Source organism: Trabulsiella odontotermitis (genome assembly GCF_030053895.1).
Lineage (GTDB): Bacteria > Pseudomonadota > Gammaproteobacteria > Enterobacterales > Enterobacteriaceae > Trabulsiella > Trabulsiella odontotermitis_C.
Map to the genome: position 1 here is coordinate 4,009,837 of NZ_CP125781.1, position 23,140 is coordinate 4,032,976.

Annotated in this window: 23 protein-coding genes; 14 read left to right on the forward strand and 9 right to left on the reverse strand. The window is 54.3% G+C overall.

Features of this window, described 5'->3' with window-relative positions; translation table 11 throughout:
* Nucleotides 1–4 precede the first annotated feature (4 nt).
* Entirely contained in the window at nucleotides 5–346 is a 342-nt protein-coding gene (locus tag QMG90_RS18995) for a GIY-YIG nuclease family protein (RefSeq protein ID WP_283281243.1), read from the forward strand.
* Here QMG90_RS18995 and QMG90_RS19000 read toward each other — a convergent pair.
* Both QMG90_RS19000 and ubiT read right to left on the reverse strand, forming a co-directional pair.
* Nucleotides 333–836, reverse strand: coding sequence for a GNAT family N-acetyltransferase (locus tag QMG90_RS19000; protein WP_054178170.1), 504 nt, complete (start codon nucleotides 834–836; stop codon nucleotides 333–335). The two genes, QMG90_RS18995 and QMG90_RS19000, sit on opposite strands and share 14 nt — an antisense overlap.
* Complete coding sequence (ubiT, locus tag QMG90_RS19005; protein WP_283281244.1) at nucleotides 830–1,354, reverse strand: ubiquinone anaerobic biosynthesis accessory factor UbiT; 525 nt, start codon at nucleotides 1,352–1,354, stop codon at nucleotides 830–832. The genes QMG90_RS19000 and ubiT overlap by 7 nt, the downstream gene beginning before the upstream one ends.
* A gap of 215 nt (nucleotides 1,355–1,569) precedes the next feature.
* Between ubiT and ubiU the strand changes: the two genes are divergently transcribed.
* From ubiU to QMG90_RS19020, 3 genes are all read left to right on the forward strand, one after another.
* On the forward strand, nucleotides 1,570–2,565 hold the full coding sequence (gene ubiU, locus QMG90_RS19010; protein ID WP_283281246.1) for a ubiquinone anaerobic biosynthesis protein UbiU: 996 nt from the start codon (nucleotides 1,570–1,572) through the stop codon (nucleotides 2,563–2,565).
* Between the two features lie 8 nt (nucleotides 2,566–2,573).
* Nucleotides 2,574–3,452 (forward strand): U32 family peptidase, encoded by an 879-nt coding sequence (locus QMG90_RS19015; RefSeq protein WP_283281247.1) that lies wholly within the window; start codon nucleotides 2,574–2,576, stop codon nucleotides 3,450–3,452.
* Nucleotides 3,453–3,532: 80 nt separating this feature from the next.
* The gene (locus tag QMG90_RS19020; protein ID WP_283281248.1) at nucleotides 3,533–4,540 is read left to right on the forward strand and encodes a luciferase-like monooxygenase; all 1,008 of its coding nucleotides are present in this window, start codon (nucleotides 3,533–3,535) and stop codon (nucleotides 4,538–4,540) included.
* A 38-nt stretch (nucleotides 4,541–4,578) separates the two neighbouring features.
* Here QMG90_RS19020 and lptG read toward each other — a convergent pair whose 3' ends face one another.
* The gene (gene lptG, locus QMG90_RS19025; RefSeq protein ID WP_283281249.1) at nucleotides 4,579–5,661 is read right to left on the reverse strand and encodes an LPS export ABC transporter permease LptG; all 1,083 of its coding nucleotides are present in this window, start codon (nucleotides 5,659–5,661) and stop codon (nucleotides 4,579–4,581) included.
* Nucleotides 5,661–6,761, reverse strand: a complete 1,101-nt coding sequence (gene lptF / locus QMG90_RS19030) for an LPS export ABC transporter permease LptF (protein WP_283281251.1) — start codon at nucleotides 6,759–6,761, stop codon at nucleotides 5,661–5,663. The genes lptG and lptF overlap by 1 nt, the downstream gene beginning before the upstream one ends.
* A 257-nt stretch (nucleotides 6,762–7,018) precedes the next feature.
* On the opposite strand from lptF, the gene pepA reads away from it, so the two are divergent.
* From pepA to QMG90_RS19045, 3 genes are all read left to right on the forward strand, one after another.
* On the forward strand, nucleotides 7,019–8,530 hold the full coding sequence (gene pepA / locus QMG90_RS19035; protein ID WP_283281252.1) for a leucyl aminopeptidase: 1,512 nt from the start codon (nucleotides 7,019–7,021) through the stop codon (nucleotides 8,528–8,530).
* A 71-nt stretch (nucleotides 8,531–8,601) separates the two neighbouring features.
* Nucleotides 8,602–9,045, forward strand: coding sequence for a DNA polymerase III subunit chi (holC, locus tag QMG90_RS19040; protein ID WP_283281254.1), 444 nt, complete (start codon nucleotides 8,602–8,604; stop codon nucleotides 9,043–9,045).
* Nucleotides 9,045–11,900, forward strand: coding sequence for a valine--tRNA ligase (locus tag QMG90_RS19045; RefSeq protein WP_283281256.1), 2,856 nt, complete (start codon nucleotides 9,045–9,047; stop codon nucleotides 11,898–11,900). Before holC ends, QMG90_RS19045 begins: the two co-directional genes overlap by 1 nt.
* Before the next feature lie 58 nt (nucleotides 11,901–11,958).
* On the opposite strand, the gene QMG90_RS19050 is transcribed toward QMG90_RS19045, so the two are convergent.
* Together QMG90_RS19050 and QMG90_RS19055 are read right to left on the reverse strand one after the other, a co-directional pair.
* On the reverse strand, nucleotides 11,959–12,474 hold the full coding sequence (locus QMG90_RS19050) for a DUF943 family protein (protein ID WP_283281258.1): 516 nt from the start codon (nucleotides 12,472–12,474) through the stop codon (nucleotides 11,959–11,961).
* A complete protein-coding gene (locus tag QMG90_RS19055; protein ID WP_283281259.1) occupies nucleotides 12,471–13,328 on the reverse strand; it encodes a DUF3289 family protein in 858 nt (285 codons plus the stop codon). The genes QMG90_RS19050 and QMG90_RS19055 overlap by 4 nt, the downstream gene beginning before the upstream one ends.
* A 331-nt stretch (nucleotides 13,329–13,659) precedes the next feature.
* On the opposite strand from QMG90_RS19055, the gene QMG90_RS19060 reads away from it, so the two are divergent.
* Nucleotides 13,660–14,163 (forward strand): GNAT family N-acetyltransferase, encoded by a 504-nt coding sequence (locus QMG90_RS19060; RefSeq protein ID WP_283281260.1) that lies wholly within the window; start codon nucleotides 13,660–13,662, stop codon nucleotides 14,161–14,163.
* An 11-nt stretch (nucleotides 14,164–14,174) separates the two neighbouring features.
* On the opposite strand, the gene miaE is transcribed toward QMG90_RS19060, so the two are convergent.
* Together miaE and rraB are read right to left on the reverse strand one after the other, a co-directional pair.
* Nucleotides 14,175–14,933, reverse strand: a complete 759-nt coding sequence (gene miaE / locus QMG90_RS19065; RefSeq protein ID WP_283281262.1) for a tRNA isopentenyl-2-thiomethyl-A-37 hydroxylase MiaE — start codon at nucleotides 14,931–14,933, stop codon at nucleotides 14,175–14,177.
* 47 nt (nucleotides 14,934–14,980) lie between these two features.
* Nucleotides 14,981–15,403: a ribonuclease E inhibitor RraB gene (gene rraB / locus QMG90_RS19070; RefSeq protein ID WP_283281263.1), complete on the reverse strand. Its 423-nt coding sequence runs from the start codon at nucleotides 15,401–15,403 to the stop codon at nucleotides 14,981–14,983.
* Between the two features lie 163 nt (nucleotides 15,404–15,566).
* Between rraB and argF (QMG90_RS19075) the strand changes: the two genes are divergently transcribed.
* On the forward strand, nucleotides 15,567–16,571 hold the full coding sequence (argF, locus tag QMG90_RS19075) for an ornithine carbamoyltransferase (RefSeq protein ID WP_283281265.1): 1,005 nt from the start codon (nucleotides 15,567–15,569) through the stop codon (nucleotides 16,569–16,571).
* Between the two features lie 40 nt (nucleotides 16,572–16,611).
* Here argF (QMG90_RS19075) and QMG90_RS19080 read toward each other — a convergent pair whose 3' ends face one another.
* Nucleotides 16,612–17,064 (reverse strand): YhcH/YjgK/YiaL family protein, encoded by a 453-nt coding sequence (locus tag QMG90_RS19080; RefSeq protein ID WP_283281266.1) that lies wholly within the window; start codon nucleotides 17,062–17,064, stop codon nucleotides 16,612–16,614.
* A 664-nt stretch (nucleotides 17,065–17,728) separates the two neighbouring features.
* Between QMG90_RS19080 and arcA the strand changes: the two genes are divergently transcribed.
* The 5 genes from arcA (at nucleotide 17,729) to QMG90_RS19105 (ending at nucleotide 23,061) form a co-directional block, all read left to right on the forward strand.
* The gene (gene arcA, locus QMG90_RS19085; protein ID WP_283281267.1) at nucleotides 17,729–18,949 is read left to right on the forward strand and encodes an arginine deiminase; all 1,221 of its coding nucleotides are present in this window, start codon (nucleotides 17,729–17,731) and stop codon (nucleotides 18,947–18,949) included.
* A gap of 10 nt (nucleotides 18,950–18,959) precedes the next feature.
* The gene (locus QMG90_RS19090; RefSeq protein ID WP_283281268.1) at nucleotides 18,960–19,895 is read left to right on the forward strand and encodes a carbamate kinase; all 936 of its coding nucleotides are present in this window, start codon (nucleotides 18,960–18,962) and stop codon (nucleotides 19,893–19,895) included.
* A gap of 20 nt (nucleotides 19,896–19,915) precedes the next feature.
* Entirely contained in the window at nucleotides 19,916–20,920 is a 1,005-nt protein-coding gene (gene argF, locus QMG90_RS19095) for an ornithine carbamoyltransferase (protein ID WP_283281269.1), read from the forward strand.
* Nucleotides 20,921–20,988: 68 nt separating this feature from the next.
* On the forward strand, nucleotides 20,989–22,455 hold the full coding sequence (arcD, locus tag QMG90_RS19100) for an arginine-ornithine antiporter (protein ID WP_283281271.1): 1,467 nt from the start codon (nucleotides 20,989–20,991) through the stop codon (nucleotides 22,453–22,455).
* Between the two features lie 126 nt (nucleotides 22,456–22,581).
* Nucleotides 22,582–23,061, forward strand: a complete 480-nt coding sequence (locus QMG90_RS19105) for an arginine repressor (protein ID WP_419096672.1) — start codon at nucleotides 22,582–22,584, stop codon at nucleotides 23,059–23,061.
* Nucleotides 23,062–23,140: the final 79 nt, after the last annotated feature.

A 23,140-nucleotide genomic window follows, 5' to 3' on the forward strand; every position in this document is an offset into this window, starting at 1 on the left:
CCTTGTGCTAATGTGCCTTCACCTTAACATACTGACATCTTCAATCGTGCGCTGGTTTCTCTATCTGATTCGTACCGCTGACAATCATCTCTACACCGGGATCACTACCGATGTTGAACGACGTTTTCTGCAGCATCAATGCGGGAAAGGGGCGAAAGCGTTACGCGGGAAAGGTGAGCTGCGGCTGGCGTTCTCTGGCGAGGTTGGCGAACGCTCACTTGCACTACGGCTGGAGTATCAGATCAAACAGCTCACAAAGCGCCAGAAAGAGCGCCTCGTGGCCGGAGACGGGACGTTTGAGACTCTGCTGGCGAGCCTGCAAACGTCAGTGCTTAAAAGCGATTGAAATGGTCGTGATACTCGACGAGACCGTGAACGCCATTCAGGGCGTCATCCGCGAGACGGTGGACGAAGAATGCGTCCTGCGTTTCCGGCCAGCGACAACGCAGATCATGCTGTGCCGCCAGCTCAAACCCGAGTTTTTTGTATAGCGCCGGTTCGCCCAACGCCACCACGGCGGCGTAACCAAACTCATTGAGTGAGTCCAGTCCCTCATAGACCAGTTGCCGCGCCAGGCCCTGTCCGCGGTATTGTTCATCGACAGCCAGCGGCGCCAGACCCACCCATTGCAGATCATCGTCGTTCACGGTAACCGGGCTGAAGGCGACGTAGCCAATCACCTGCCCGTCGTCGTCGGTCGCCACTAAACCCAGCGTCACCAGACCATCTTCCCGCAGATCATGCACCAGTGTTGCTTCGTCATCGCGGTTAAATGAACGGCGCAGCAGAGCGTCTATCCCCGGGGCATCGATTCCAATTTCAACTCGAATCAGCATGACTCACCTACCGATGTGTGTTTGGTTGCCGGCTCGCTTTTCAGCCCAGCCTCAACAAAGTCCGCCAGTTGCAGCAGCATGATGCGCAGCGCTTTCGGCATCTGCTCAAGCTCAATGGCGTCCATCAGGTTTTTGACATACAACCCCAGTTCCGTATCGCCTTCAATCACTAAGCGACGCTGGAAAAAGAGCGTATCCGGGTCCTGTTTGCGCGCGGCAATCATCAGCAAATCGCTGGCATCCGCGCTAAAACTGACATCTGCCTCCGCAGACTGGCTTACGACCAGACGGTCGTTTTCTACGGTGGTGAACCACGTCAGATCGATATCACGCACCGCTATTTTTAACCAGCGCCCTTCAAGGAAATCCAGTTCCCCGTCGGCCAGCGCCTGGCGGAATTGCCAGCTTAAGACCTGCTCCAGTACCTGACGCTTAAGGGCAAATGGCGTCAGTTTAACCGGCACGCTCATCAGAGACGGACCTAAGTGCACCAGGCGTGAACGCAGTTTATCCAACACGAGCTTTACTCCCTGAAATCTGTAGTGCCTCTATTTTGCCATATCAGATAAATGACATAGCGGCACAAGTCAACAAACGTCATTACTACCCACTATTGGTGCCATCAATACGCTTTTAACTGCCTCAAATCAAAAATTATTGCTGATGGGTTAACTAAAATCCCAGTTCGTTAACAATTCTTGCGATCCAGGTGGTCGCGCTCTCAGGAAATATTATGGAGCTGCTCTGCCCTGCCGGAAACCTCCCGGCGCTTAAGGCGGCCATTGAAAACGGCGCGGATGCTGTTTATATCGGGCTCAAGGACGACACCAACGCCCGACATTTTGCCGGCCTTAACTTCACCGAAAAAAAGCTGCAGGAAGCGGTCAGCTTTGTGCATCAGCATCATCGTAAACTGCATATCGCCATCAATACCTTCGCACACCCGGACGGCTACGCCCGCTGGCAGCGCGCGGTGGATATGGCGGCGCAGCTGGGCGCGGACGCCCTGATCTTAGCTGATCTCGCCATGCTGGAATATGCCGCAGAGCGTTATCCGCATATCGAACGCCACGTCTCCGTTCAGGCCTCCGCCACCAACGAAGAGGCGATTCGCTTTTATCACCGTCATTTCGACGTAGCGCGCGTGGTGTTGCCGCGCGTGCTCTCTATTCATCAGGTTAAGCAACTCGCGCGGGCAACGCCAGTGCCGCTGGAAGTCTTCGCCTTTGGCAGCCTGTGCATCATGGCCGAAGGGCGCTGCTATCTGTCGTCCTATTTAACCGGCGAATCGCCCAATACCGTTGGCGCCTGCTCTCCTGCCCGCTTTGTGCGCTGGCAGCAGACGTCGCAGGGCCTGGAATCCCGTCTTAACGAAGTGCTGATCGACCGTTATCAGGACGGAGAAAATGCCGGTTACCCGACGCTGTGCAAAGGGCGCTATCTGGTTGACGGCGAGCGCTATCACGCGCTGGAAGAACCGACCAGCCTCAACACGCTTGAGCTGCTGCCGGAGTTACTGGCGGCGAATATCGCCTCGGTGAAAATCGAAGGTCGTCAGCGCAGCCCGGCGTATGTCAGCCAGGTGGCGAAAGTGTGGCGTCAGGCGATCGATCGCTGTAAAGCCGATCCGCAGAATTTCGTCCCGCAGGCCGCCTGGATGGACACGCTCGGCGCCATGTCTGAGGGCAGCCAGACGACGCTTGGCGCTTATCACCGCAAATGGCAGTAGGAAACACGATGAAATATTCATTAGGGCCAGTGCTTTACTACTGGCCGAAAGAGACGCTGGAATCGTTCTACCAGCAAGCGGCGAACAGCAGCGCGGAAGTCATCTACCTCGGCGAAACGGTTTGCAGCAAGCGCCGCGCCACCAAAGTCGGCGACTGGATAGACATGGCGAAGAGTCTTGCCACCAGTGGCAAGCAGGTGGTGCTGTCGACACTGGCGCTGGTACAGGCATCGTCAGAGCTGAGCGAACTGAAGCGTTACGTCGACAACGGCGATTTCCTGCTGGAAGCGAGCGATCTCGGCGTGGTAAATCTGTGCGCCGAGCGCAAACTGCCTTTTGTCGCCAGCCATGCGCTGAACTGTTATAACGCGGTCACCCTGCGCCTGCTGCTCAAGCAGGGAATGGTGCGCTGGTGCATGCCGGTTGAACTCTCCCGCGACTGGCTGGCGAATCTGCTGAATCAGTGCGATGAGCTGGGTATTCGTCATCAGTTCGAGGTTGAAGTGCTGAGCTACGGCCATCTGCCGCTGGCATATTCCGCCCGTTGCTTTACGGCGCGCTCTGAAGATCGCCCGAAAGACGAATGCGAAACCTGCTGCATTAAATACCCGAACGGGCGCAACGTGCTGTCACAGGAAAACCAGCAGGTGTTCGTGCTGAACGGCATTCAGACTATGAGCGGTTATGTCTACAATCTCGGCAATGAATTAGCCTCGATGAAAGGTCTGGTGGATATTGTTCGTCTTTCGCCACTGGGCAGCGAGACATTCGCGATGCTGGACGCCTTCCGCGCCAATGAAAATGGCGCCGCGCCGCTCGCGTTGGCCCCACTCAGCGACTGTAACGGCTACTGGAAACGCCTTGCCGGTCTGGAGCTGCAGGCCTGATAAATAGCTCACTTTGTTAACAGCTTTAGCTAATCTTTAATGCAGTATGAAAAGATTAACCGGTAACAAAGTGAGCCGTTATGACTGACAAAACCATTCCTTTTTCGGTGCTTGATCTCGCGCCGATCCCCCATGGTGCCTCTGCCAGAGACGCCTTTTCACACTCGTTAGATCTCGCCCGCCTCGCGGAAAAACGCGGTTATCATCGCTACTGGCTGGCGGAACATCACAACATGACCGGCATCGCCAGTGCGGCGACCTCAGTGCTGATTGGTTATCTGGCGGCAAATACCACCACGCTGCATCTGGGTTCCGGCGGCGTGATGCTGCCAAACCACTCGCCGCTGGTGATCGCCGAGCAGTTCGGCACGCTCAATACGCTCTATCCTGGCCGTATCGATCTGGGGCTGGGGCGCGCACCAGGCAGTGATCAGCGCACCATGATGGCGCTGCGTCGACATATGAGCGGCGACGTCGACAACTTCCCGCGTGACGTTGCGGAACTGGTGGACTGGTTCGACGCCCGCGATCCGAATCCGCATGTACGTCCGGTGCCGGGCTACGGCGAGAAAGTGCCGGTCTGGCTGCTCGGTTCCAGCCTCTACAGCGCTCAACTGGCCGCGCAACTGGGTCTGCCGTTCGCCTTCGCGTCGCACTTCGCGCCGGATATGCTCTTCCAGGCGCTGCACCTGTACCGCACGAACTTCAAACCGTCGGAACGGCTGGAAAAACCTTACGCAATGGTGTGCATCAACATTATTGCCGCCGACAGCAACCGTGATGCCGAATTCCTGTTTACCTCCATGCAGCAGGCGTTCGTGAAGCTGCGTCGCGGCGAGACCGGCCAGTTGCCGCCGCCGATCCAGAATATGGATCAGTTCTGGTCGCCGTCCGAACAATATGGCGTCCAGCAGGCACTGAGCATGTCGCTGGTCGGTGATAAAGCGAAAATTCGTCACGGGCTGGAATCAATGCTGCGTGAAACGCAGGCCGATGAGATCATGGTCAACGGGCAAATTTTCGATAACCAGGCGCGCCTGCACTCGTTCGAGTTGGCGATGCAGGTGAAAGAAGAACTGTTAGGATAAACGTCGCCCGGCCTGCAAAGGCCGGGGGAATATGCAGATTACGCCTTGCGCATCATCAGCCAGAGGCTTATCAGGAAGAACGAGGCGCTCGGCAATAGCGCGCCCACGACAGGCGGAATGCCATAGACCAGCGTCAGCGGGCCGAAGATCTGATCCAGCACGTAGAACACAAAGCCGAAGCTAATCCCCGTCACCACACGCACGCCCATTGGCACGCTACGCAGCGGGCCAAAAATAAACGACAGCGCCATCAGCATCATCACCGCCACGGAGAGCGGCTGGAAGATTTTGCTCCACATATTGAGCTGATAACGGCCGGAGTCCTGTCCGCTCGATTTCAGATACCGCACGTAGTTATGCAGACCGCTGATGGAGAGCGCGTCCGGATCCAGCGCCACCACGCCGAGCTTGTCCGGCGTCAGATTGGTTTTCCAGGTACCGCTCACCGTCTGACTGCCGGTCACCTGTTTCGGGTTGGTCAGGTTGGATTCATCCACCTGCGACAGTCGCCAGACCTTGTTCTGGTTATCGAATTTCGCCGTCGCAGCATAGCGAACAGATTGCAGGCGACGTTCATTGTTGAACGAGTAAATACTCACGCCGCCCAGTTCGTCGTCACCTTTCACTCGTTCGATATAGACAAAATTGTGCCCGTCTTTCGCCCACAGCCCTTGCTGCGTGGAGAGCAGCGAACCGCCGTACATCTGCTGCGCGCGGTAGTTACGCGCCATCTGCTCGCCTTGCGGCGCGACCCATTCGCCAATCGCCATGGTCAGCAGCACCAGCGGGATCGCGGTTTTCATCACCGACAGCGCCACCTGCATGCGGGTAAAGCCGGAGGCCTGCATTACCACCAGCTCACTGCGCTGCGCCAGCATGCCGAGCCCCAGCAGCGCGCCCAGCAGCGCGGCCATCGGGAAGAAAATTTGGATATCTTTCGGGACGCTCAGCAAGGTGTACATCCCTGCGCCCATTGCATCGTAGTTCCCCTGCCCGGCCTTCTTAAGCTGGTCAACAAACTTGATGATGGCGGAGAGCGACACCAGCATGAACAACGTCAGCATGATGGTGTTGAAAATGGTTTTACCGATATAGCGGTCAAGAACGCCGAACGCCTGCATTACACGGCTCCTTTATGCATAAAACGGGCACGTATACGACGCACCGGCAACGTATCCCACAGGTTCAGCATGATGGCTAAGGCGAGATACAGCAGGTTGACTGCCCACATCCAGATCATCGGATCCAGCTTGCCTTTGCCGCCGTTCGACTTGAGTGACGTCTGCAACAGGAAGAACACCAGATACAGCAACATGGCGGGCAGCATTGAGAGCACGCGGCCCTGGCGCGGGTTGACCACGCTCAGCGGCACCACCATCAGCGCCATCATAAAGACGGTGAACACCAGCGTGAATCGCCAGTGCAGCTCAGCGCTGGCGCGGTCGTTATGGGTATTCCACAGCGTGCGCATGTCCATCTGTTCGGTATCATCCGGATCCAGCGCCACCGCCTGGTGACCGATAATCGCCTGATAATTCTGGAAATCCGTAATGCGGAAATCGCGCAGCATCGCCGTGCCTTCAAAGCGCGTCCCTTCGTTCAGTGTCACCACTTGCGAGCCGTCTTTGTTCTGCGCCAGTTGGCCGGAATCGGCGACCACCACCGACGGGCGCGCGTTGCCTTTCGGACGCAACTGCGCGAGGAAAACGTCTTTAAAGCTGCTGCCGTCAACGCTTTCGATAAACAGCACCGCGTTGCCGTCGGTGGCCTGCTGGAATTGCCCCTGCGCCAGCGCCGCCATACCGGGGTTGGCTTTGGCTTCCGCCAGCACTTCATCCTGATGACGTGAGGACCACGGACCCGCCCACATCACGTTCACCGCCGCAATGATGCCGGTAAACAACGCCAGAATCATCGCCGCTTTAATCAACACCGTTTTACTCAGACCGCAGGCATGCATCACCGTGATTTCACTTTCGGTGTACAGTTTGCCCAGCGTCATTAACAACCCGAGAAACAGGCTCAGTGGCAGGATCAATTGCGCCATCTCCGGGACGCCAAGTCCAAGCAGAGAAAGCACGAGATTTGTCGGGATTTCACCATCAACTGCAGCGCCGAGGATCCTTACCAGCTTCTGGCAAAAAAAGATCAGCAGCAGGATGAAGAGGATTGCAAGCTGGCTTTTCAGCGTCTCCCGCACCAGATATCTTATGATTATCACTATAAATACGCCCGTAAAAACCCGTCTTGTTGCAGGAAAATAGCTTGTTTCATGGCTTAAACGTCATTTATTCTCTTGAGTCGTTGAAAACATCGCTAAGATTAAACTACCCAGCGGCTTCACGTTTTCAAACGTGTTCAAACCGTAGACTCAGTAAGAATATCATGAAGTCACCGCAACAGCGGACATGAGTTACGAAAGCTTTCAATTCTATCTGTAGCCACCGCCGTTGTCTTTAAGATTCAGGAGCGTAGTGCATGGAGTTCAGTGTAAAAAGCGGTAGCCCGGAGAAACAGCGCAGTGCCTGCATCGTTGTGGGTGTCTTTGAACCGCGTCGCCTCTCCCCGGTCGCCGAACAACTCGATAAAATCAGCGACGGCTACATCAGCGCCCTGCTGCGCCGTGGCGAACTCGAAGGTAAGCCCGGGCAGACCCTGCTGCTTCATCACGTGCCGAACGTGCTGTCGGAGCGCATTCTGCTGATTGGTTGCGGCAAAGAACGTGAACTGGATGAACGTCAGTATAAGCAGGTTATTCAGAAAACCATTAATACCCTTAACGATACAGGGTCAATGGAAGCGGTCTGTTTCCTGACCGAACTACACGTCAAAGGTCGTAATAACTACTGGAAAGTCCGCCAGGCGGTGGAAACTGCAAAAGAGACGCTGTATAGCTTCGACCAGTTGAAAACCAACAAAAGCGAGCCGCGTCGCCCGCTGCGTAAAATGGTATTCAATGTGCCGACCCGTCGCGAACTGACCAGCGGCGAGCGCGCTATTCAGCACGGTCTGGCGATTGCCGCCGGAATCAAAGCGGCGAAAGATCTGGGTAATATGCCGCCAAATATCTGTAACGCGGCCTACCTGGCTTCTCAGGCGCGCCAGTTGGCGGATGCCTGGAGCAAAAACGTCATCACCCGTGTCATCGGCGAACAGCAGATGCGCGAGCTGGGCATGCACGCCTACCTGGCCGTCGGTAACGGTTCGCAGAACGAATCGTTAATGTCGGTGATTGAGTACAAAGGCAGCCCGGCAGAAGACGCGCGCCCGATTGTACTGGTGGGTAAGGGCCTGACGTTCGACTCCGGCGGTATCTCCATTAAGCCGGCCGAAGGCATGGACGAAATGAAGTACGATATGTGCGGTGCGGCGGCAGTCTACGGCGTGATGCGGATGGTCGCGGAACTCCAGCTACCTATCAATGTGATCGGCGTACTGGCGGGCTGTGAAAACATGCCTGGCGGTCGCGCATATCGCCCTGGCGACGTGCTGACCACCATGTCAGGGCAGACGGTTGAAGTGCTGAATACTGATGCCGAAGGCCGTCTGGTGCTGTGCGATGTGCTGACCTACGTCGAACGTTATGAGCCGGAAGCGGTGATTGACGTCGCGACACTGACCGGCGCGTGCGTAATTGCGCTCGGCCACCATATCTCTGGCCTGATGTCGAACCACAATCCGCTGGCGCATGAGCTGATCGGCGCGTCCGAGCAGTCCGGCGATCGCGCGTGGCGCCTGCCGCTTGGCGATGAGTACCAGGAACAGCTGGACTCCAACTTTGCGGATATGGCAAACATCGGTGGTCGTCCTGGCGGGGCGATTACCGCCGGCTGTTTCCTGTCGCGCTTTGCCCGCAAGTACAACTGGGCGCATCTGGACATCGCCGGTACCGCGTGGCGTTCCGGTAAAACCAAAGGTGCTACCGGTCGTCCGGTCGCCCTGTTGTCACAATTCCTGCTGAACCGCGCCGGTTTTAACGGCGAAGAGTAATTGCCGTCTGATGCCCGGCAAGCGTAGCGCCACCGGGCATCGTATTTAAATTCAGACAAGAAGCCCCATATATGAAGAATGCAACGTTCTATCTTCTGGACAACGACACGCAGCAAGATGGCTTAAGCGCCGTCGAACAACTGGTGTGTGAACTTGCCGCAGAACGTTGGCGCAACGGTAAACGCGTCCTGATCGCCTGTGAAGATGAGGCGCAGGCAGTGCGCCTTGATGAAGCACTGTGGACGCGCCCACCCGACAGTTTTGTGCCGCATAACCTGTCGGGCGAAGGCCCGCGTGGCGGCGCACCGGTGGAGATAGCCTGGCCGCAAAAGCGCAACAGCAGCCCGCGGGATCTGCTGATTAGTCTGCGTACCGGCTTTGCAGATTTTGCCACCGCTTTCACAGAAGTGATAGACTTCGTCCCCTACGAAGATTCTTTGAAACAACTGGCCCGCGAACGTTACAAAGCGTACCGCGTAGCCGGTTTCAACCTGACCACGGCAACCTGGAAATAATGGAAAAGACATACAACCCACAAGATATCGAACAGCCGCTTTACGAGCACTGGGAAAAGCAGGGCTATTTCAAACCGAATGGCGACGAAAGCCAGGAAAGTTTCTGCATCATGATCCCGCCGCCGAACGTCACCGGCAGTTTGCATATGGGTCACGCTTTCCAGCAAACCATCATGGATACCCTGATCCGCTACCAGCGCATGCAGGGTAAAAACACCCTGTGGCAGGTCGGTACTGACCACGCAGGTATCGCGACGCAGATGGTGGTTGAGCGCAAGATTGCCGCCGAAGAAGGTAAAACCCGTCACGATTACGGTCGCGATGCCTTCATCGACAAAATCTGGCAGTGGAAAGCGGAGTCTGGCGGCACGATTACTCGTCAGATGCGTCGTCTGGGTAACTCCGTCGACTGGGAGCGCGAGCGCTTCACCATGGACGAAGGCCTTTCCAATGCCGTGAAAGAAGTCTTTGTCCGTCTGCATAAAGAAGATCTGATCTACCGCGGCAAGCGCCTGGTCAACTGGGACCCGAAACTGCGCACCGCCATTTCTGACCTCGAAGTGGAAAATCGTGAGTCCAAAGGCTCGATGTGGCACATCCGTTACCCACTGGCCGATGGCGCGAAAACCGCAGACGGTAAAAATTATTTAGTTGTCGCCACTACCCGCCCGGAAACCCTGCTGGGTGATACCGGCGTGGCCGTTAACCCGGAAGATCCGCGTTACAAAGATCTTATCGGCAAATTTGTGATGCTGCCGTTGGTTAACCGCCGCATCCCGATTGTTGGCGACGAACATGCGGATATGGAAAAAGGCACCGGCTGCGTGAAAATCACCCCGGCGCACGATTTCAACGACTATGAAGTCGGCCGTCGTCATGCGCTGCCAATGATCAACATCCTGACTTTTGACGGTGACATCCGTGAAAGCGCGCAGGTGTACGACACCAATGGCGTAGAAACTGACGCATATTCCAGCGATATCCCGGCAGAGTTCCAGAAACTGGAACGTTTTGCCGCGCGTAAAGCTGTTGTTGCCGCCATCGACGCGCTCGGTCTGCTGGAAGAGATTAAACCGCACGATCTGACCGTCCCGTACGGCGACCGTGGCGGCGTGGTAATCGAGCCGATGCTGACCGATCAGTGGTACGTCCGCGTTGCGCCGCTGGCGAAACCGGCGATTGAAGCGGTTGAGAACGGTGATATCCAGTTCGTTCCAAAACAGTACGAAAATATGTATTTCTCCTGGATGCGCGATATTCAGGACTGGTGTATCTCTCGCCAGCTGTGGTGGGGTCACCGCATCCCGGCATGGTACGACGAGCAGGGCAACGTGTACGTTGGTCGTAGCGAAGCGGAAGTTCGGCAGGAAAACAACATCGCCGCCGACGTCCCGCTGCGTCAGGACGAAGACGTACTGGATACCTGGTTCTCCTCTGCGCTGTGGACCTTCTCCACCCTCGGCTGGCCGGAAAACACCGATGCGCTGCGTCAGTTCCACCCGACCAGCGTGATGGTTTCAGGCTTCGACATCATCTTCTTCTGGATCGCCCGCATGATCATGATGACCATGCACTTCATCAAAGATGAAAACGGCAAGCCACAGGTACCGTTTAAGACCGTCTACATGACCGGTCTGATTCGTGACGACGAAGGCCAGAAGATGTCTAAATCCAAGGGCAACGTGATTGACCCGCTGGATATGGTTGACGGCATCTCTCTGCCGGATCTGCTGGAAAAACGCACCGGCAACATGATGCAGCCGCAACTGGCGGAAAAAATTCGCAAACGCACCGAAAAACAGTTCCCGGAAGGCATTGAGCCGCACGGTACCGACGCCCTGCGTTTCACGCTGGCGGCGCTGGCTTCCACCGGCCGCGACATCAACTGGGACATGAAACGTCTGGAAGGTTACCGCAACTTCTGTAACAAGCTGTGGAACGCCAGTCGTTTCGTGCTGATGAATACTGAAGATCAGGATTGCGGCTTCAACGGCGGCGAAAAAGTGCTGTCGCTGGCTGATCGCTGGATCCTGGCGGAATTCAACCAGACCGTGAAAGCGTACCGTGAAGCGCTGGATGGCTTCCGTTTCGATATCGCCGCCGGCATTCTGTACGAGTTCACCTGGAACCAGTTCTGCGACTGGTATCTGGAGTTGACCAAGCCGGTGATGACTGGCGGTACTGAAGCGGAACTGCGCGGCACGCGCAACACGCTGGTGACGGTGCTGGAAGGTCTGCTGCGTCTGGCGCATCCGATCATCCCGTTCATTACCGAAACCATCTGGCAGCGCGTGAAGGTGATTTGTGGCATTACCGCCAACACCATCATGCTGCAGCCGTTCCCGCAGTTCGATGCAGCGAAAGTTGATGACGCCGCGCTGGCCGATACCGAATGGCTGAAGCAGGCGATCGTTGCGGTGCGTAACATCCGTGCGGAAATGAACATCGCGCCGGGTAAACCGCTGGAGCTGCTGCTCCGTGGCTGCAGTCCCGACGCCGTACGCCGTGTGAACGACAACCAGAGCTTCCTGCAGACGCTGGCCCGTCTGGAAAGCATCACCGTGCTGCCAGCTGATGATAAAGGCCCGGTTTCCGTGACCAAAATCATCGACGGCGCCGAGCTGCTGATCCCGATGGCAGGCCTCATCAATAAAGAAGATGAGCTGGCGCGTCTGGCGAAAGAAGTGGCCAAAATCGAAGCGGAAATCGGCCGCATCGAAGGCAAACTCTCTAACGAAGGGTTTGTGGCCCGCGCCCCGGAAGCGGTGATCGCCAAAGAGCGTGAAAAGCTGACCGGCTATGCCGAAGCGAAAGCGAAGCTGATTGAGCAACAGGCAGTGATTGCTGCGCTATAATTCGTATCGTGAATAACACAGGCTGGAGGGGAAACTCTCCGGCCTTTTTATTATTAATTTAAAAAAGCTTTAACCGTCTATCAGGCATGACCATCCAGTAGTGTTCGCAGTCATAAAAAGTAAATTTTTCAGAACGCCCCTTGTCCAGATCTATACTCAGCAATAAATTTTTCTCCAGGCAATCAACACCTGTCTCTGTTTTATTAATGCAAATTAAATCCCCATCACTAGATTTATTTCCATCAATAAATCCGCTACCGATATCCCAAAAAGTAATATGGTAAGACGATGAATTGGGGATATGGTATTTTTCCTTCAGCACTTGCTTATGTTCAAGATACCAGTTTATGCGCCCCCACTCGGAGAGCGGCATATGATCCACCACGATATTGTAGAAATTATTGTCCGTAAAACCACGCAAGCTGTCACGATTAAGTCCGTGCATAAAGCGAGGGTCATATTCAAATGAGTCAACAGCACGAATAATAGTAACCGGTCGTTGCTCCCATAATAAGCAGGCGCAAAAGATCATTACCATACTGCTAAAAAAAACACTTCGTTTAGTTACTTTCATCTCGACATAGCCCCTTTAATATTTGCATGAGCACTAAAATTAGTAAGAAACGGTTTATATGCATAGTCCCTGTGACACTGAAGTAAAAACCAAATACGGAAAAAGCGAAAATTCTTGTAAACAGAGTCCGTAATATCTTCTTTACCAAGACCAAAATGATCTTGCGCTTTAAAAGAGAGTAAAGCATCCCATGATATGGCATAGCGATGAAAATTCACGAGTGAAATTTCCTGCGCATAAACATCATGTACGCTGATACCAAGGCCGTTATACTTATCTTCAAACCTAATAAATTTAGAGAGTTTTGTTTTATTAACTTTTTCCATCATAATAGTCATAAAATCAAAATCAAAACTTGCATTCTGTTTATAGATCAAATGATCATTTATTAATTTTTTTAGTAGCTGTAAAGTATCGTTCGTACCAATCCCTGTTAAAATATCCCGGTAGGCTAAATCAAGCTTTACATTACGCCATGGTAACCCATGCCCATAATGAAAATGATGAATTAACTCACCAATAATCGGTGCATATTTACCGTGGGCAAAAGTAGCCGACAATTCTGTCATCTCGTCAAAAAGTATATCGGCACAGCGTTGACGACTGATCCTTTTCCCTTTTGGAACCTGATTTTCAAAACCTAATGTGGGAGCACGAAAAGAACGATAAAAGTCATATTCTATTAAATTGAAGGGATCGACACGTGTCGATATATCATTAAGCCCTAACGCACTGAAATCATGATCGTCCATATCTCCATATTGCATATCGTCCGTATAGTAATTTTCAAACCGGTGAAATGTTGAAAAGATTACACTCGGCATATTCATTGACAGTGCCATACCAATGTTCATGACAAATAATCCTGATAAATAACTCATTAAATAACGAACTCGATCGTAACCAAATTTCCGGTCATAAATAATGACGTACCATCCACTTTGTGTTTATTATCATGTGTTATTTAGAGAATTATATGCATTGAACATATAAAATATTTACCAATAATTTCTCCGAATTATACTGCCAGAGATGGAACTCAATATCATTTTCACAATGTCATAAAACCGAGCCGTTAACCGTGTTACTGACCGAGCAGAACGGCAGGAATCCTGAACTTGCGCGCACAAAAAGAGAGTGGTATTACATATTCTTATGAACACTGATATTCAATTGAGTAAAACTATGAGTGCAACTACGCCGCAGCGGGCTTTGCTGCGTCGAATTTCTGTAGAAGATAATCAGGCCATCGCCAGTGTCATCCGTCAGGTTTCCGCCGAGTATGGGTTAACCGCCGATAAAGGCTATACCGTGGCGGATCCTAACCTTGATGAGCTGTATGAACTGTACAGCCAGTCTGGTCATGCCTACTGGGTGGTTGAGCAGGCGGGGAAAGTCGTTGGCGGTGGCGGTATTGCGCCGCTCTCCTGTAGCGAACCGGATATCTGCGAACTGCAGAAAATGTATTTCCTGCCGTCGATCCGCGGTCAGGGGCTGGCGAAAAAGCTGGCGCTGATGGCGCTCGATCACGCCCGTGAGCAGGGTTTCACCCGTTGTTATCTGGAAACCACCGCGTTTCTGAAAGAGGCGATTGGGCTGTACGAGCATCTCGGTTTTGACCACATCGACGCGCCGCTGGGCTGCACCGGTCATGTGGATTGCGAAGTGCGGATGCTGAAAACGCTGTAACCGGCCTGCTTTCACGCCGGTACGCCGCTGTGAAAGCGAAACTCCTCATCAGGCGTTGTGATCAACGACGCCTCCACCTCACCAAAGAATTTCACCCGTGGGGAAATGTCCTCTTTTGCCACCTGCTGCGCCAGCGTCAGGTAGTCCTGGTAATGACGCGCTTCTGAGCGCAACAGTGACAGGTAAAATTTCTGCAGATCCGCTTCAAGGTACGGCGCCAGCGCGGCGAATCGCTCGCAGGAACGCGCTTCGATGTACGCCCCGCAGATGAGCTTGTCGATGAGCGTTAGCGGTTCGTGGGTGCGCACCTCTTTCAGCATCCCTCTGGCGTAGCGGCTGGCGGTAATCTTCACGTAGGGGATATCGCGCACCAGCATCATTTCCCGCACCTGCCAGAAATGGTGCAGTTCCTCTTTAATGAGTAACACCATGCTGTCGATGAGCTGCCGCCCCCAGGGATCGTCGGTTTTCGGCATCACACTTTTGCCAATCAGCTTATGCAACGCGACGAAATCCGGCTCCGGCCCGTCGCGAAAGGTGAAGGCTTCGTAGGGTTTCAGCCACTCAAGCAGCGCTTCTGCACCCTGCTTATCGGCAATGTATTTGCGCACCAGCAGCATCGCGGTTTGCGCGGCTTTCAGTTCGCAGACCATATGATCAGTGAGCAGCAGCGGCAAGCGGGCGGGTTTGCGCGCTTCGGCGATCCACGCCGCGGGCGTCGGGCAAAGGAGGAAATCTAAAACGGGGGCGAGTTGTTGCGGGTAATCCATACCTGAATCCTGCCGTGCGGCGGAGAGCCCGCCGCACAGGTCATTACTTAGTGGCGAACGCCGTCATCATCTTCGTCGACGTAGTCTTCGTCATCGTCTTCGCCGTCTTCACCGTTGGGATCCTCATAGTATGTTCCCCAACCGTCGTACTCGACGTCATGTTTTTCCGCCAGGTTCATCAGCTGTTCAACCTGCGCATCAATCAGTTCTGCTTTCAGTGCGCATTCGCTGAGGATGTCACAGCAGATCACCACGTCGCCCTCTTCCACTTCCAGCTCTTCCGGCTCGGTCACTTCGTAACCCAGCTTGAAAGCCTCTACAGCCATTTTCTCCAGCGTTTCTAAGTCATCGGCGGAAAGATGGTGCTCGATGGTGTACAGCGCGTCCGGATCGCTACCGTCTTCCAGTAATTCTTCAATGATGAGACGCGTCTCTTCACGTTGCTCTTCCAGGTGTTCCGGGTTTGCCATTGCTCGTTCCTCATAATGTGCGGCAGTCACTCTTATTGTCACATACCGCTGACAATGCCTCCACCTTTGTGAAAAAGATTTGTGATGCAGGGTTGCAAGTGAATATTAATACATATAAAGTGAATTTTAATTCAACAAGTGGCATGAGCCATGAGAGGCAAACATGACGTCGTTACATCACAAGCATTTCCTGAAATTACTCGATTTCACCCCTGCACAAATCATCTCCCTCGTGCAGCTCGCTGCAAGCCTTAAAAAAGATAAAAAACAAGGCGTTGAGCAGAAAAAACTGGTTGGTAAAAACATCGCGCTCATCTTCGAAAAAGACTCTACCCGTACACGATGCTCTTTCGAAGTTGCCGCACACGATCAGGGCGCTCACGTCACTTATCTGGGGTCAAACGGCAACCAGATTGGGCATAAAGAATCAATTAAAGATACCGCGCGCGTACTGGGCCGGATGTATGACGGCATTCAGTATCGTGGCTGGGGGCAGGAGGTGGTTGAAACACTGGCGGAATTTGCGGGCGTGCCAGTGTGGAACGGGTTGACGGATGAGTTCCATCCGACGCAACTGCTGGCTGACTTGCTGACCATGCAGGAGCATCTGCCAGGCAAAGCCTTCAACGAGATGACGCTGGTGTACGCCGGAGACGCGCGTAACAACATGGGCAACTCGATGCTGGAAGCGGCCGCGCTCACCGGACTGGATCTGCGTCTGGTGGCCCCGAAAGCTTGCTGGCCGGAAGCCGGACTGATCACCGAATGTACCGCGCTGGCGAAGAAAAACGGCGGTAACGTCACGGTCACTGAAGATATCGCGGCTGGCGTGAAAGGCGCTGACTTCATCTATACCGACGTGTGGGTGTCGATGGGCGAACCGAAAGAAAAGTGGGCTGAGCGGATTGCGCTGCTGCGCGACTATCAGGTGAACAGCCAGATGATGAAGCTCAGCGGCAACCCGAACGTCAAGTTCCTGCACTGTCTGCCGGCGTTCCATGACGATCAAACCACCGCCGGTAAGAAAATGGCGGCAGAGTTTAATCTGCATGGCGGTATGGAAGTGACGGATGAGGTATTCGAATCACCCGCCAGCATCGTGTTCGACCAGGCGGAAAACCGGATGCACACCATCAAAGCGGTGATGGTGGCGACGCTCGGCGAGTAAATCAACATACCCGGCGGCACAATGTCGCCGGGCATCCGCTTTATTCCACCTGCATTTTCACCACGGCTTTGCGCACTTGCGCGGGCGCACCGACCGCACACAGCGGTTTATGCACTTCTCCCGGCCAGAACACCACGAAATCCCCTTCATTCAGGATCACCGTTTTTTCCTGCGCCCCTTCGGCCAGGAAAGCGATGTCTTTATCTGCCAGCCAGTCAGTTTCCGGCGTACCGTTCGGCAGAGTGCTAAACGTCATTCCTTCCTGACCCTTCAACAGGATCTGAATATCCAGGTAACGCGCATGAAACTCTGCCCGACGCGCGGCGAGCGGTTCTGTCATATCCTCTGAAAGCAGATAAAACAGGCGGCTGCCGTCGATATCATGCTTACCCGGCGGTGTGGCGGCGGTGACATTCGCTTTGACGAATTCGATAGCGTCGCGAAGCTCAGCTGGAAGCCAGGGCTGAAGGTGATGGATGTTGCCAACGATCATGATAATTCCCTCAATTAAAACGATGTTTCAATTTCATTGTTATACGCAAGACACTGCTGTCCTACCACCCCTTTGTGTCACACTTTTGCGCCAGCGCATGTTTATCGCTGAAGGTGTTAATTAACGGTTAACTCCCCGCCGCATCTTATGCAGTAAATATGCATAACCGCTGATTTTCTGCCTGAAAGGTCCCGCCTAAGCACCTGAATGCTCACGAATAAAGCAAATACTCCGCGCTCGCTCACAATTTAATCATCCGTCTGAAATGCGTGCCCATTCAATAATTATTTCGAGAAAATTCTTACCTGCAAAATAATAAAGTGATAATTATGCATAACCATACCAGATAAAAATAAAACCATCACTTATTCAATGAGTTATACAAAACAACATTAATTGAAATTATCTACACACTATTAACAATTAAAAATAACAACCTGCCCTTCTGCTTACTCATTCATTTAAGAAAGACGGCAAAATAAATAATCCCTGACCTTTATCATATAATCAGAATTTGTTTTATTTTCTCCAGGCCGCTGTGAGAGCAATCACATTTTACCGTCAAAAAAGCATCGACTATTAGCCGCGAAAGCATTCACCCAAACGACTACGAATTAAATTTCGCAGCCACCCTTTTTATTCTAAAAAAGTTAAAGGAATAATTATGGAAAAGCATTATGTCGGTTCCGAAGTGGGCCAGTTGCGCAGCGTGATGTTACATCGCCCTAATTTAAGTTTAAAAAGACTGACGCCCTCAAATTGCCAGGAATTGCTGTTCGATGATGTGCTCTCAGTCGAGCGCGCCGGGGAAGAACACGACGTTTTCGCCAATACATTACGCCAGCAAGGCGTGGAAGTTTTGCTGCTTACCGACCTGCTGACTGAAACGCTGGACATCCCGGATGCCAAGGGCTGGCTGCTGGAAACGCAGGTTTCTGACTACCGCCTCGGGCCGACCTTCGCTGCCGATGTGCGCGGTTGGCTGGCTGATCTACCGCATCGCGAACTGGCGCGGCATTTAAGCGGCGGCGTCACCTACGGGGAAATTCCCGCCAGCATTAAAAATATGATCGTGGATACGCATGATATCAATGACTTTATTATGAAGCCATTACCCAATCATTTATTTACCCGCGATACGTCATGCTGGATCTATAACGGGGTGTCAATTAATCCGATGGCCAAACCGGCCCGTCAGCGTGAAACAAATAATCTGCGCGCGCTTTATCGCTGGCATCCGAAATTCGCCAATGGTGATTTTATTAAATATTTTGGCGACGAAAACATTAATTACGATCACGCCACGTTAGAAGGCGGCGATGTGCTGGTGATTGGTCGCGGCGCGGTATTGATCGGCATGTCTGAGCGCACCACACCGCAAGGGGTTGAATTTCTTGCCAGCGCCCTGTTCAGGCACCGCCAGGCAGAACGCGTGATTGCGGTTGAACTGCCGAAACACCGCTCCTGTATGCATCTCGATACCGTGATGACCCACATCGACGTCGATACCTTCTCTGTCTACCCGGAAGTGGTGCGCAAGGATGTCCAGTGCTGGACGCTGACGCCGGACGGCCGCGGCGGCATCAAACGCCTGCAGGAGCGCGATCTGTTGCACGCCATCGAAAAAGCGCTGGGGATCACTCAGGTCAATATCATCACCACCGGCGGCGACGCCTTCGAAGCCGAACGCGAGCAGTGGAACGATGCCAACAACGTGCTGACGATCCGGCCCGGTGTGGTTATTGGTTACGAGCGAAACATCTGGACCAACGAGAAATACGACAAAGCCGGGATCACCGTCCTGCCCATTCCTGGCGACGAGCTGGGACGCGGACGCGGCGGCGCACGCTGCATGAGTTGCCCGCTGGAACGCGACGGAATTTAAGGAGATGAGCATGACGAAACCCACACTGGTCGTCGCCCTGGGCGGCAACGCGCTGCTGAAACGCGGCGAACCGCTCGAAGCTGACATCCAGCGCAAGAACATTGAACTTGCCGCAAAAATTATCGCCCGGCTGACGCAGAACTGGCGCGTCGTGCTGGTACACGGCAACGGCCCGCAGGTTGGCCTGCTGGCGTTGCAGAACAGCGCTTACGAAAAAGTCACGCCTTATCCGCTCGACATTCTCGGGGCGGAAAGTCAGGGAATGATTGGCTACATGCTGCAACAGGCGCTGAAAAATCAGTTGCCGCAGCGCGAAATCAGCGCGCTGCTGACTCAGGTGGAAGTGGATGCGAACGATCCCGCCTTCAGCAACCCCACTAAATACATTGGCCCGGTCTATGACCGTGGGCAGGCCGACGCCCTGAAAGCCGAAAAAGGCTGGGTGTTTAAGGCCGACGGACCGTACTTCCGCCGCGTGGTGCCGTCACCACAACCGCAGCGCATCGTCGAACGCGACGCCATCAGCGCGCTGATCGCCCGAGACCATCTGGTCATCTGCAACGGCGGCGGCGGTGTGCCGGTGGTGGAACAGGTCGATGGCTACCGCGGCATTGAAGCGGTGATCGACAAAGACCTGTCTGCGGCGCTGCTGGCGCGCCAGCTCAACGCCGATGCGCTGTTGATCCTCACCGACGCCGACGCCGTCTATCTCGACTGGGGTAAACCCACCCAACGCCCGCTGACGCAGGTCACCCCGGAACTACTGAACACGCTGTCGTTTGACGCCGGTTCGATGGGGCCGAAGGTCGCCGCCTGTCGCCAGTTTGTTGTGCAGTGCAACGGAATCGCCGGGATCGGCGCGCTGGCCGATGGCCCGGACATCCTGGCGGGCGAAAAAGGCACGCTAATTCGTAATGAACACGCCCCGGTGCTGCCGGTTTGCTGAGAAATACAAAGGATTTATTCATGACTATCAATTTGAAAAAGCGCAACTTTCTGAAACTGCTGGACTACAAACCTGCCGAAATTCAGTACCTGATCGATCTGGCGAGGGAACTGAAAGCAGCGAAAAAAGCGGGACGCGAAAAGAAAACGCTGGTGGGCAAAAACATCGCGCTGATTTTTGAAAAAACCTCCACCCGCACCCGCTGCGCGTTTGAAGTCGGAGCGTTCGATCAGGGCGCGCAAGTGACCTATCTCGGCCCAAGCGGATCGCAAATCGGCCACAAAGAGTCGATGAAAGACACCGCCCGCGTACTGGGCCGCATGTACGACGGCATTGAATATCGCGGTTACGGCCAGGCGATCGTCGAAGAACTGGGCGCGTTTGCCGGGGTGCCGGTCTGGAACGGGCTGACCGACGAGTTCCACCCGACCCAAATCCTCGCAGACCTGATGACCATGCTGGAGCACGCGCCGGGCAAAGCGCTGCCGGAACTCAGCTTTGCCTATCTGGGCGATGCCCGCAACAACATGGGCAACTCGCTGATGGTCGGGGCCGCAAAAATGGGAATGGACATTCGCCTCGTGGCGCCGCGCGCATTCTGGCCGGACGAAGCGCTGGTGAAACAGTGTGTCGCCATTGGTGAAGAGACCGGCGCACGCATTCTGTTAACGGAAGACATTGAAGAAGGCGTTCATGGCGTGGATTTCCTCTACACCGATGTCTGGGTGTCGATGGGCGAACCGAAGGAGGCCTGGGCCGAACGCGTCAGCCTGATGACCCCCTATCAAATCAACCAGCGCGTCATCACGGCGACGGGAAATCCGAACGTCAAGTTTATGCACTGTCTGCCCGCGTTCCACAACGCGCAGACCACCATGGGTCGCGAAATCGAAATCGCGTATGGCCTGGCCGGACTGGAAGTCACCGAAGAGGTGTTCGAGTCGGCGCACTCCATCGTGTTCGATGAAGCGGAAAACCGCATGCATACCATTAAAGCCGTCATGGTTGCCACGCTTGGCGAGTAATGCCTGAGAAGGGATGCCGCCGGGTGCGGCGCCCTTCCCTCTGCGCAACCAGACAGGAGGATAATACGATGACTGATTTAACGAAGGACGACGCAACAGCCGCCAGTACCGGCGAGAAAAAGCTTGGGCTGAGCGCGCTGGTGGCGCTGGTCGTGGGATCGATGATTGGCGGCGGCGTGTTCAGCCTGCCGCAGAACTTTGCTTCTGTTGCCTCACCCGGCGCGCTGATGATCGGCTGGGTGATCACCGGCGTCGGCATGCTGTGCCTGGCGTTTATTTATCAGAACCTGAGCGCCCGCTGCCCGGATCTCGATGGCGGTATCTACAGCTATGCCAGAGCCGGATTTGGTGATTTCATTGGCTTTCAGGCGGCATGGGGTTACTGGTTTTCGGCCTGGCTCGGCAACGTCTCCTACGCCGTGCTGCTGTTCAGCGCCGTGAGCTTTTTCATTCCTGTGTTTGGCGATGGCAACAACCTGGTTTCAATCATTGGCGCATCGGTGGTGCTGTGGCTGGTCCACACGCTGGTGCTGCGTGGCGTCAGGGAAGCGGCGTGGATCAACACCATTCTCACCGTCGTCAAAGTGCTGGTGCTGATTATTTTCATCATCGCCGTGCTGATCGCCTTCCGTCTGGGGGTGCTGACCGCCGATTTCTGGGGTCGCATGATGCGCGTCGATGGCACCGCGCCTGAGCTGTTCAATCAGGTGAAAAATACCATGCTGGTCACCACCTGGGTGTTTATCGGAATTGAAGGGGCAACGGTGGTTTCCGCGCGGGCGGCAAAACGCAGCGATATCGGTAAGGCGACGGTCGTCGGCCTGCTGGGGGCGCTGGCTATCTATGTGCTGGTTAGCGTGCTGTCGATGGGGATCCTTGACCAGGCGACGCTGGCAGGCTTAAAAAATCCCTCAATGGCCGGTGTGCTGGAAAGCGTTGTCGGGCCGTGGGGCGCGAAATTCGTTGCCGGTGGCGTGATCTTCTCGGTCGCCGGGGCGCTGCTGGCATGGACGCTGTTTGCGGCCGAACTGCCGAGAGTCGCTGCGCAGGATGGCGTTTTCCCGTCAGTGTTCGGTCGTGAAAACAGCCGCAATTCTCCGTCGGTCTCCCTGTGGATCACCAACGGTCTGGTACAGCTTTTCCTGCTGCTGGCGCTGTTTTACCAGGCGGGTTACCAGGTGCTGTTTTCCATTGCGACAGCGGCAATCCTGCCACCCTACCTGTTCAGCGCGGCGTATGGCCTGAAGCTGGTGATGACGCGGGAACATTATCAGTCTGACGAGAAAACCCTGCGCGATGGCATTATTAGCGTTATCGCCACACTGTATGGTTTCTGGCTCTGTTATGCCGCGGGCGATTCCATGTTGCTCAGCTCGCTGTTGTTTATTCCGGGTGCGGCAGTCTATATCTGGAAGAAAAAAACCAGCCAGCAGCGCTGCTTCAATACGCTGGAATGGGGCGTCCTGGCCTTGCTGGTGGTGGTGGCGTTGTATACCCTCATGCAGATCGCTGCGGGCACCATGTCTATCACCTGATGAATAACCCCGCCCCGAAAGGGGCGATTTATCTGGGTAAACAATAAATAACCAATAAAATCGGCACGTAAGTTATTGATTGTTCAAAAACGTTCGTTTTATCAACATGGAAACTGAAATCCGATGATGAAATTTGACCAACCCACCAGTGATAAAGAGCAACTCCAGCTCGCCGTTTGTCAGCGCCTGATAGGTGAAAAAAGTTATTTATCCCAGGAAGAGCTTCGCCGCGATTTGCAGCGCCACGGCTTTGACAGCATCAGCCAGTCGACGGTGTCCCGCCTGCTGAAATTGCTTGGCGTCATAAAAATAAGAAATGCCAAAGGACAAAAAATTTATTCTGTGAATCCCCAGTTACGTCCTGCGCCTAACGCGGCGCGTTCGATTGCCGAAATGGTGGTGAGCGTCGAGCACAATAGCGAATTTATCCTTATCTACACCGCGGCGGGATACGGACGTGCGGTGGCGCGAATTCTCGATTACCACGCTCTGCCTGAAATCCTCGGCGTGGTGGCAGGCAGCAGCATTGTCTGGGTCGCCCCGCGTGATGTTAAACGCACGGCGCTGGTGCACAAACAGATTAATTATTTACTTATGATGAATTGATATGCAGAGATAACCGTTTCCCCTGGCAAATTTGTGCATTAATCGCTTGATCCGAAAATGCAGCTGCGTATAATCCCGG

What these genes read in the sequence shown, in the direction of transcription:
- QMG90_RS19000 (WP_054178170.1), bottom strand. Translation starts at nt 836, where the DNA reads ATGCTGATTCGAGTTGAAATTGGAATCGATGCCCCGGGGATAGACGCT.
- ubiU (WP_283281246.1), top strand. Translation starts at nt 1,570, where the DNA reads ATGGAGCTGCTCTGCCCTGCCGGAAACCTCCCGGCGCTTAAGGCGGCC.
- QMG90_RS19015 (WP_283281247.1), top strand. Translation starts at nt 2,574, where the DNA reads ATGAAATATTCATTAGGGCCAGTGCTTTACTACTGGCCGAAAGAGACG.
- QMG90_RS19020 (WP_283281248.1), top strand. Translation starts at nt 3,533, where the DNA reads ATGACTGACAAAACCATTCCTTTTTCGGTGCTTGATCTCGCGCCGATC.
- lptG (WP_283281249.1), bottom strand. Translation starts at nt 5,661, where the DNA reads ATGCAGGCGTTCGGCGTTCTTGACCGCTATATCGGTAAAACCATTTTC.
- pepA (WP_283281252.1), top strand. Translation starts at nt 7,019, where the DNA reads ATGGAGTTCAGTGTAAAAAGCGGTAGCCCGGAGAAACAGCGCAGTGCC.
- holC (WP_283281254.1), top strand. Translation starts at nt 8,602, where the DNA reads ATGAAGAATGCAACGTTCTATCTTCTGGACAACGACACGCAGCAAGAT.
- QMG90_RS19045 (WP_283281256.1), top strand. Translation starts at nt 9,045, where the DNA reads ATGGAAAAGACATACAACCCACAAGATATCGAACAGCCGCTTTACGAG.
- QMG90_RS19050 (WP_283281258.1), bottom strand. Translation starts at nt 12,474, where the DNA reads ATGAAAGTAACTAAACGAAGTGTTTTTTTTAGCAGTATGGTAATGATC.
- QMG90_RS19055 (WP_283281259.1), bottom strand. Translation starts at nt 13,328, where the DNA reads ATGAACATTGGTATGGCACTGTCAATGAATATGCCGAGTGTAATCTTT.
- QMG90_RS19060 (WP_283281260.1), top strand. Translation starts at nt 13,660, where the DNA reads ATGAGTGCAACTACGCCGCAGCGGGCTTTGCTGCGTCGAATTTCTGTA.
- miaE (WP_283281262.1), bottom strand. Translation starts at nt 14,933, where the DNA reads ATGGATTACCCGCAACAACTCGCCCCCGTTTTAGATTTCCTCCTTTGC.
- rraB (WP_283281263.1), bottom strand. Translation starts at nt 15,403, where the DNA reads ATGGCAAACCCGGAACACCTGGAAGAGCAACGTGAAGAGACGCGTCTC.
- argF (WP_283281265.1), top strand. Translation starts at nt 15,567, where the DNA reads ATGACGTCGTTACATCACAAGCATTTCCTGAAATTACTCGATTTCACC.
- QMG90_RS19080 (WP_283281266.1), bottom strand. Translation starts at nt 17,064, where the DNA reads ATGATCGTTGGCAACATCCATCACCTTCAGCCCTGGCTTCCAGCTGAG.
- arcA (WP_283281267.1), top strand. Translation starts at nt 17,729, where the DNA reads ATGGAAAAGCATTATGTCGGTTCCGAAGTGGGCCAGTTGCGCAGCGTG.
- QMG90_RS19090 (WP_283281268.1), top strand. Translation starts at nt 18,960, where the DNA reads ATGACGAAACCCACACTGGTCGTCGCCCTGGGCGGCAACGCGCTGCTG.
- argF (WP_283281269.1), top strand. Translation starts at nt 19,916, where the DNA reads ATGACTATCAATTTGAAAAAGCGCAACTTTCTGAAACTGCTGGACTAC.
- arcD (WP_283281271.1), top strand. Translation starts at nt 20,989, where the DNA reads ATGACTGATTTAACGAAGGACGACGCAACAGCCGCCAGTACCGGCGAG.
- QMG90_RS19105 (WP_419096672.1), top strand. Translation starts at nt 22,582, where the DNA reads ATGAAATTTGACCAACCCACCAGTGATAAAGAGCAACTCCAGCTCGCC.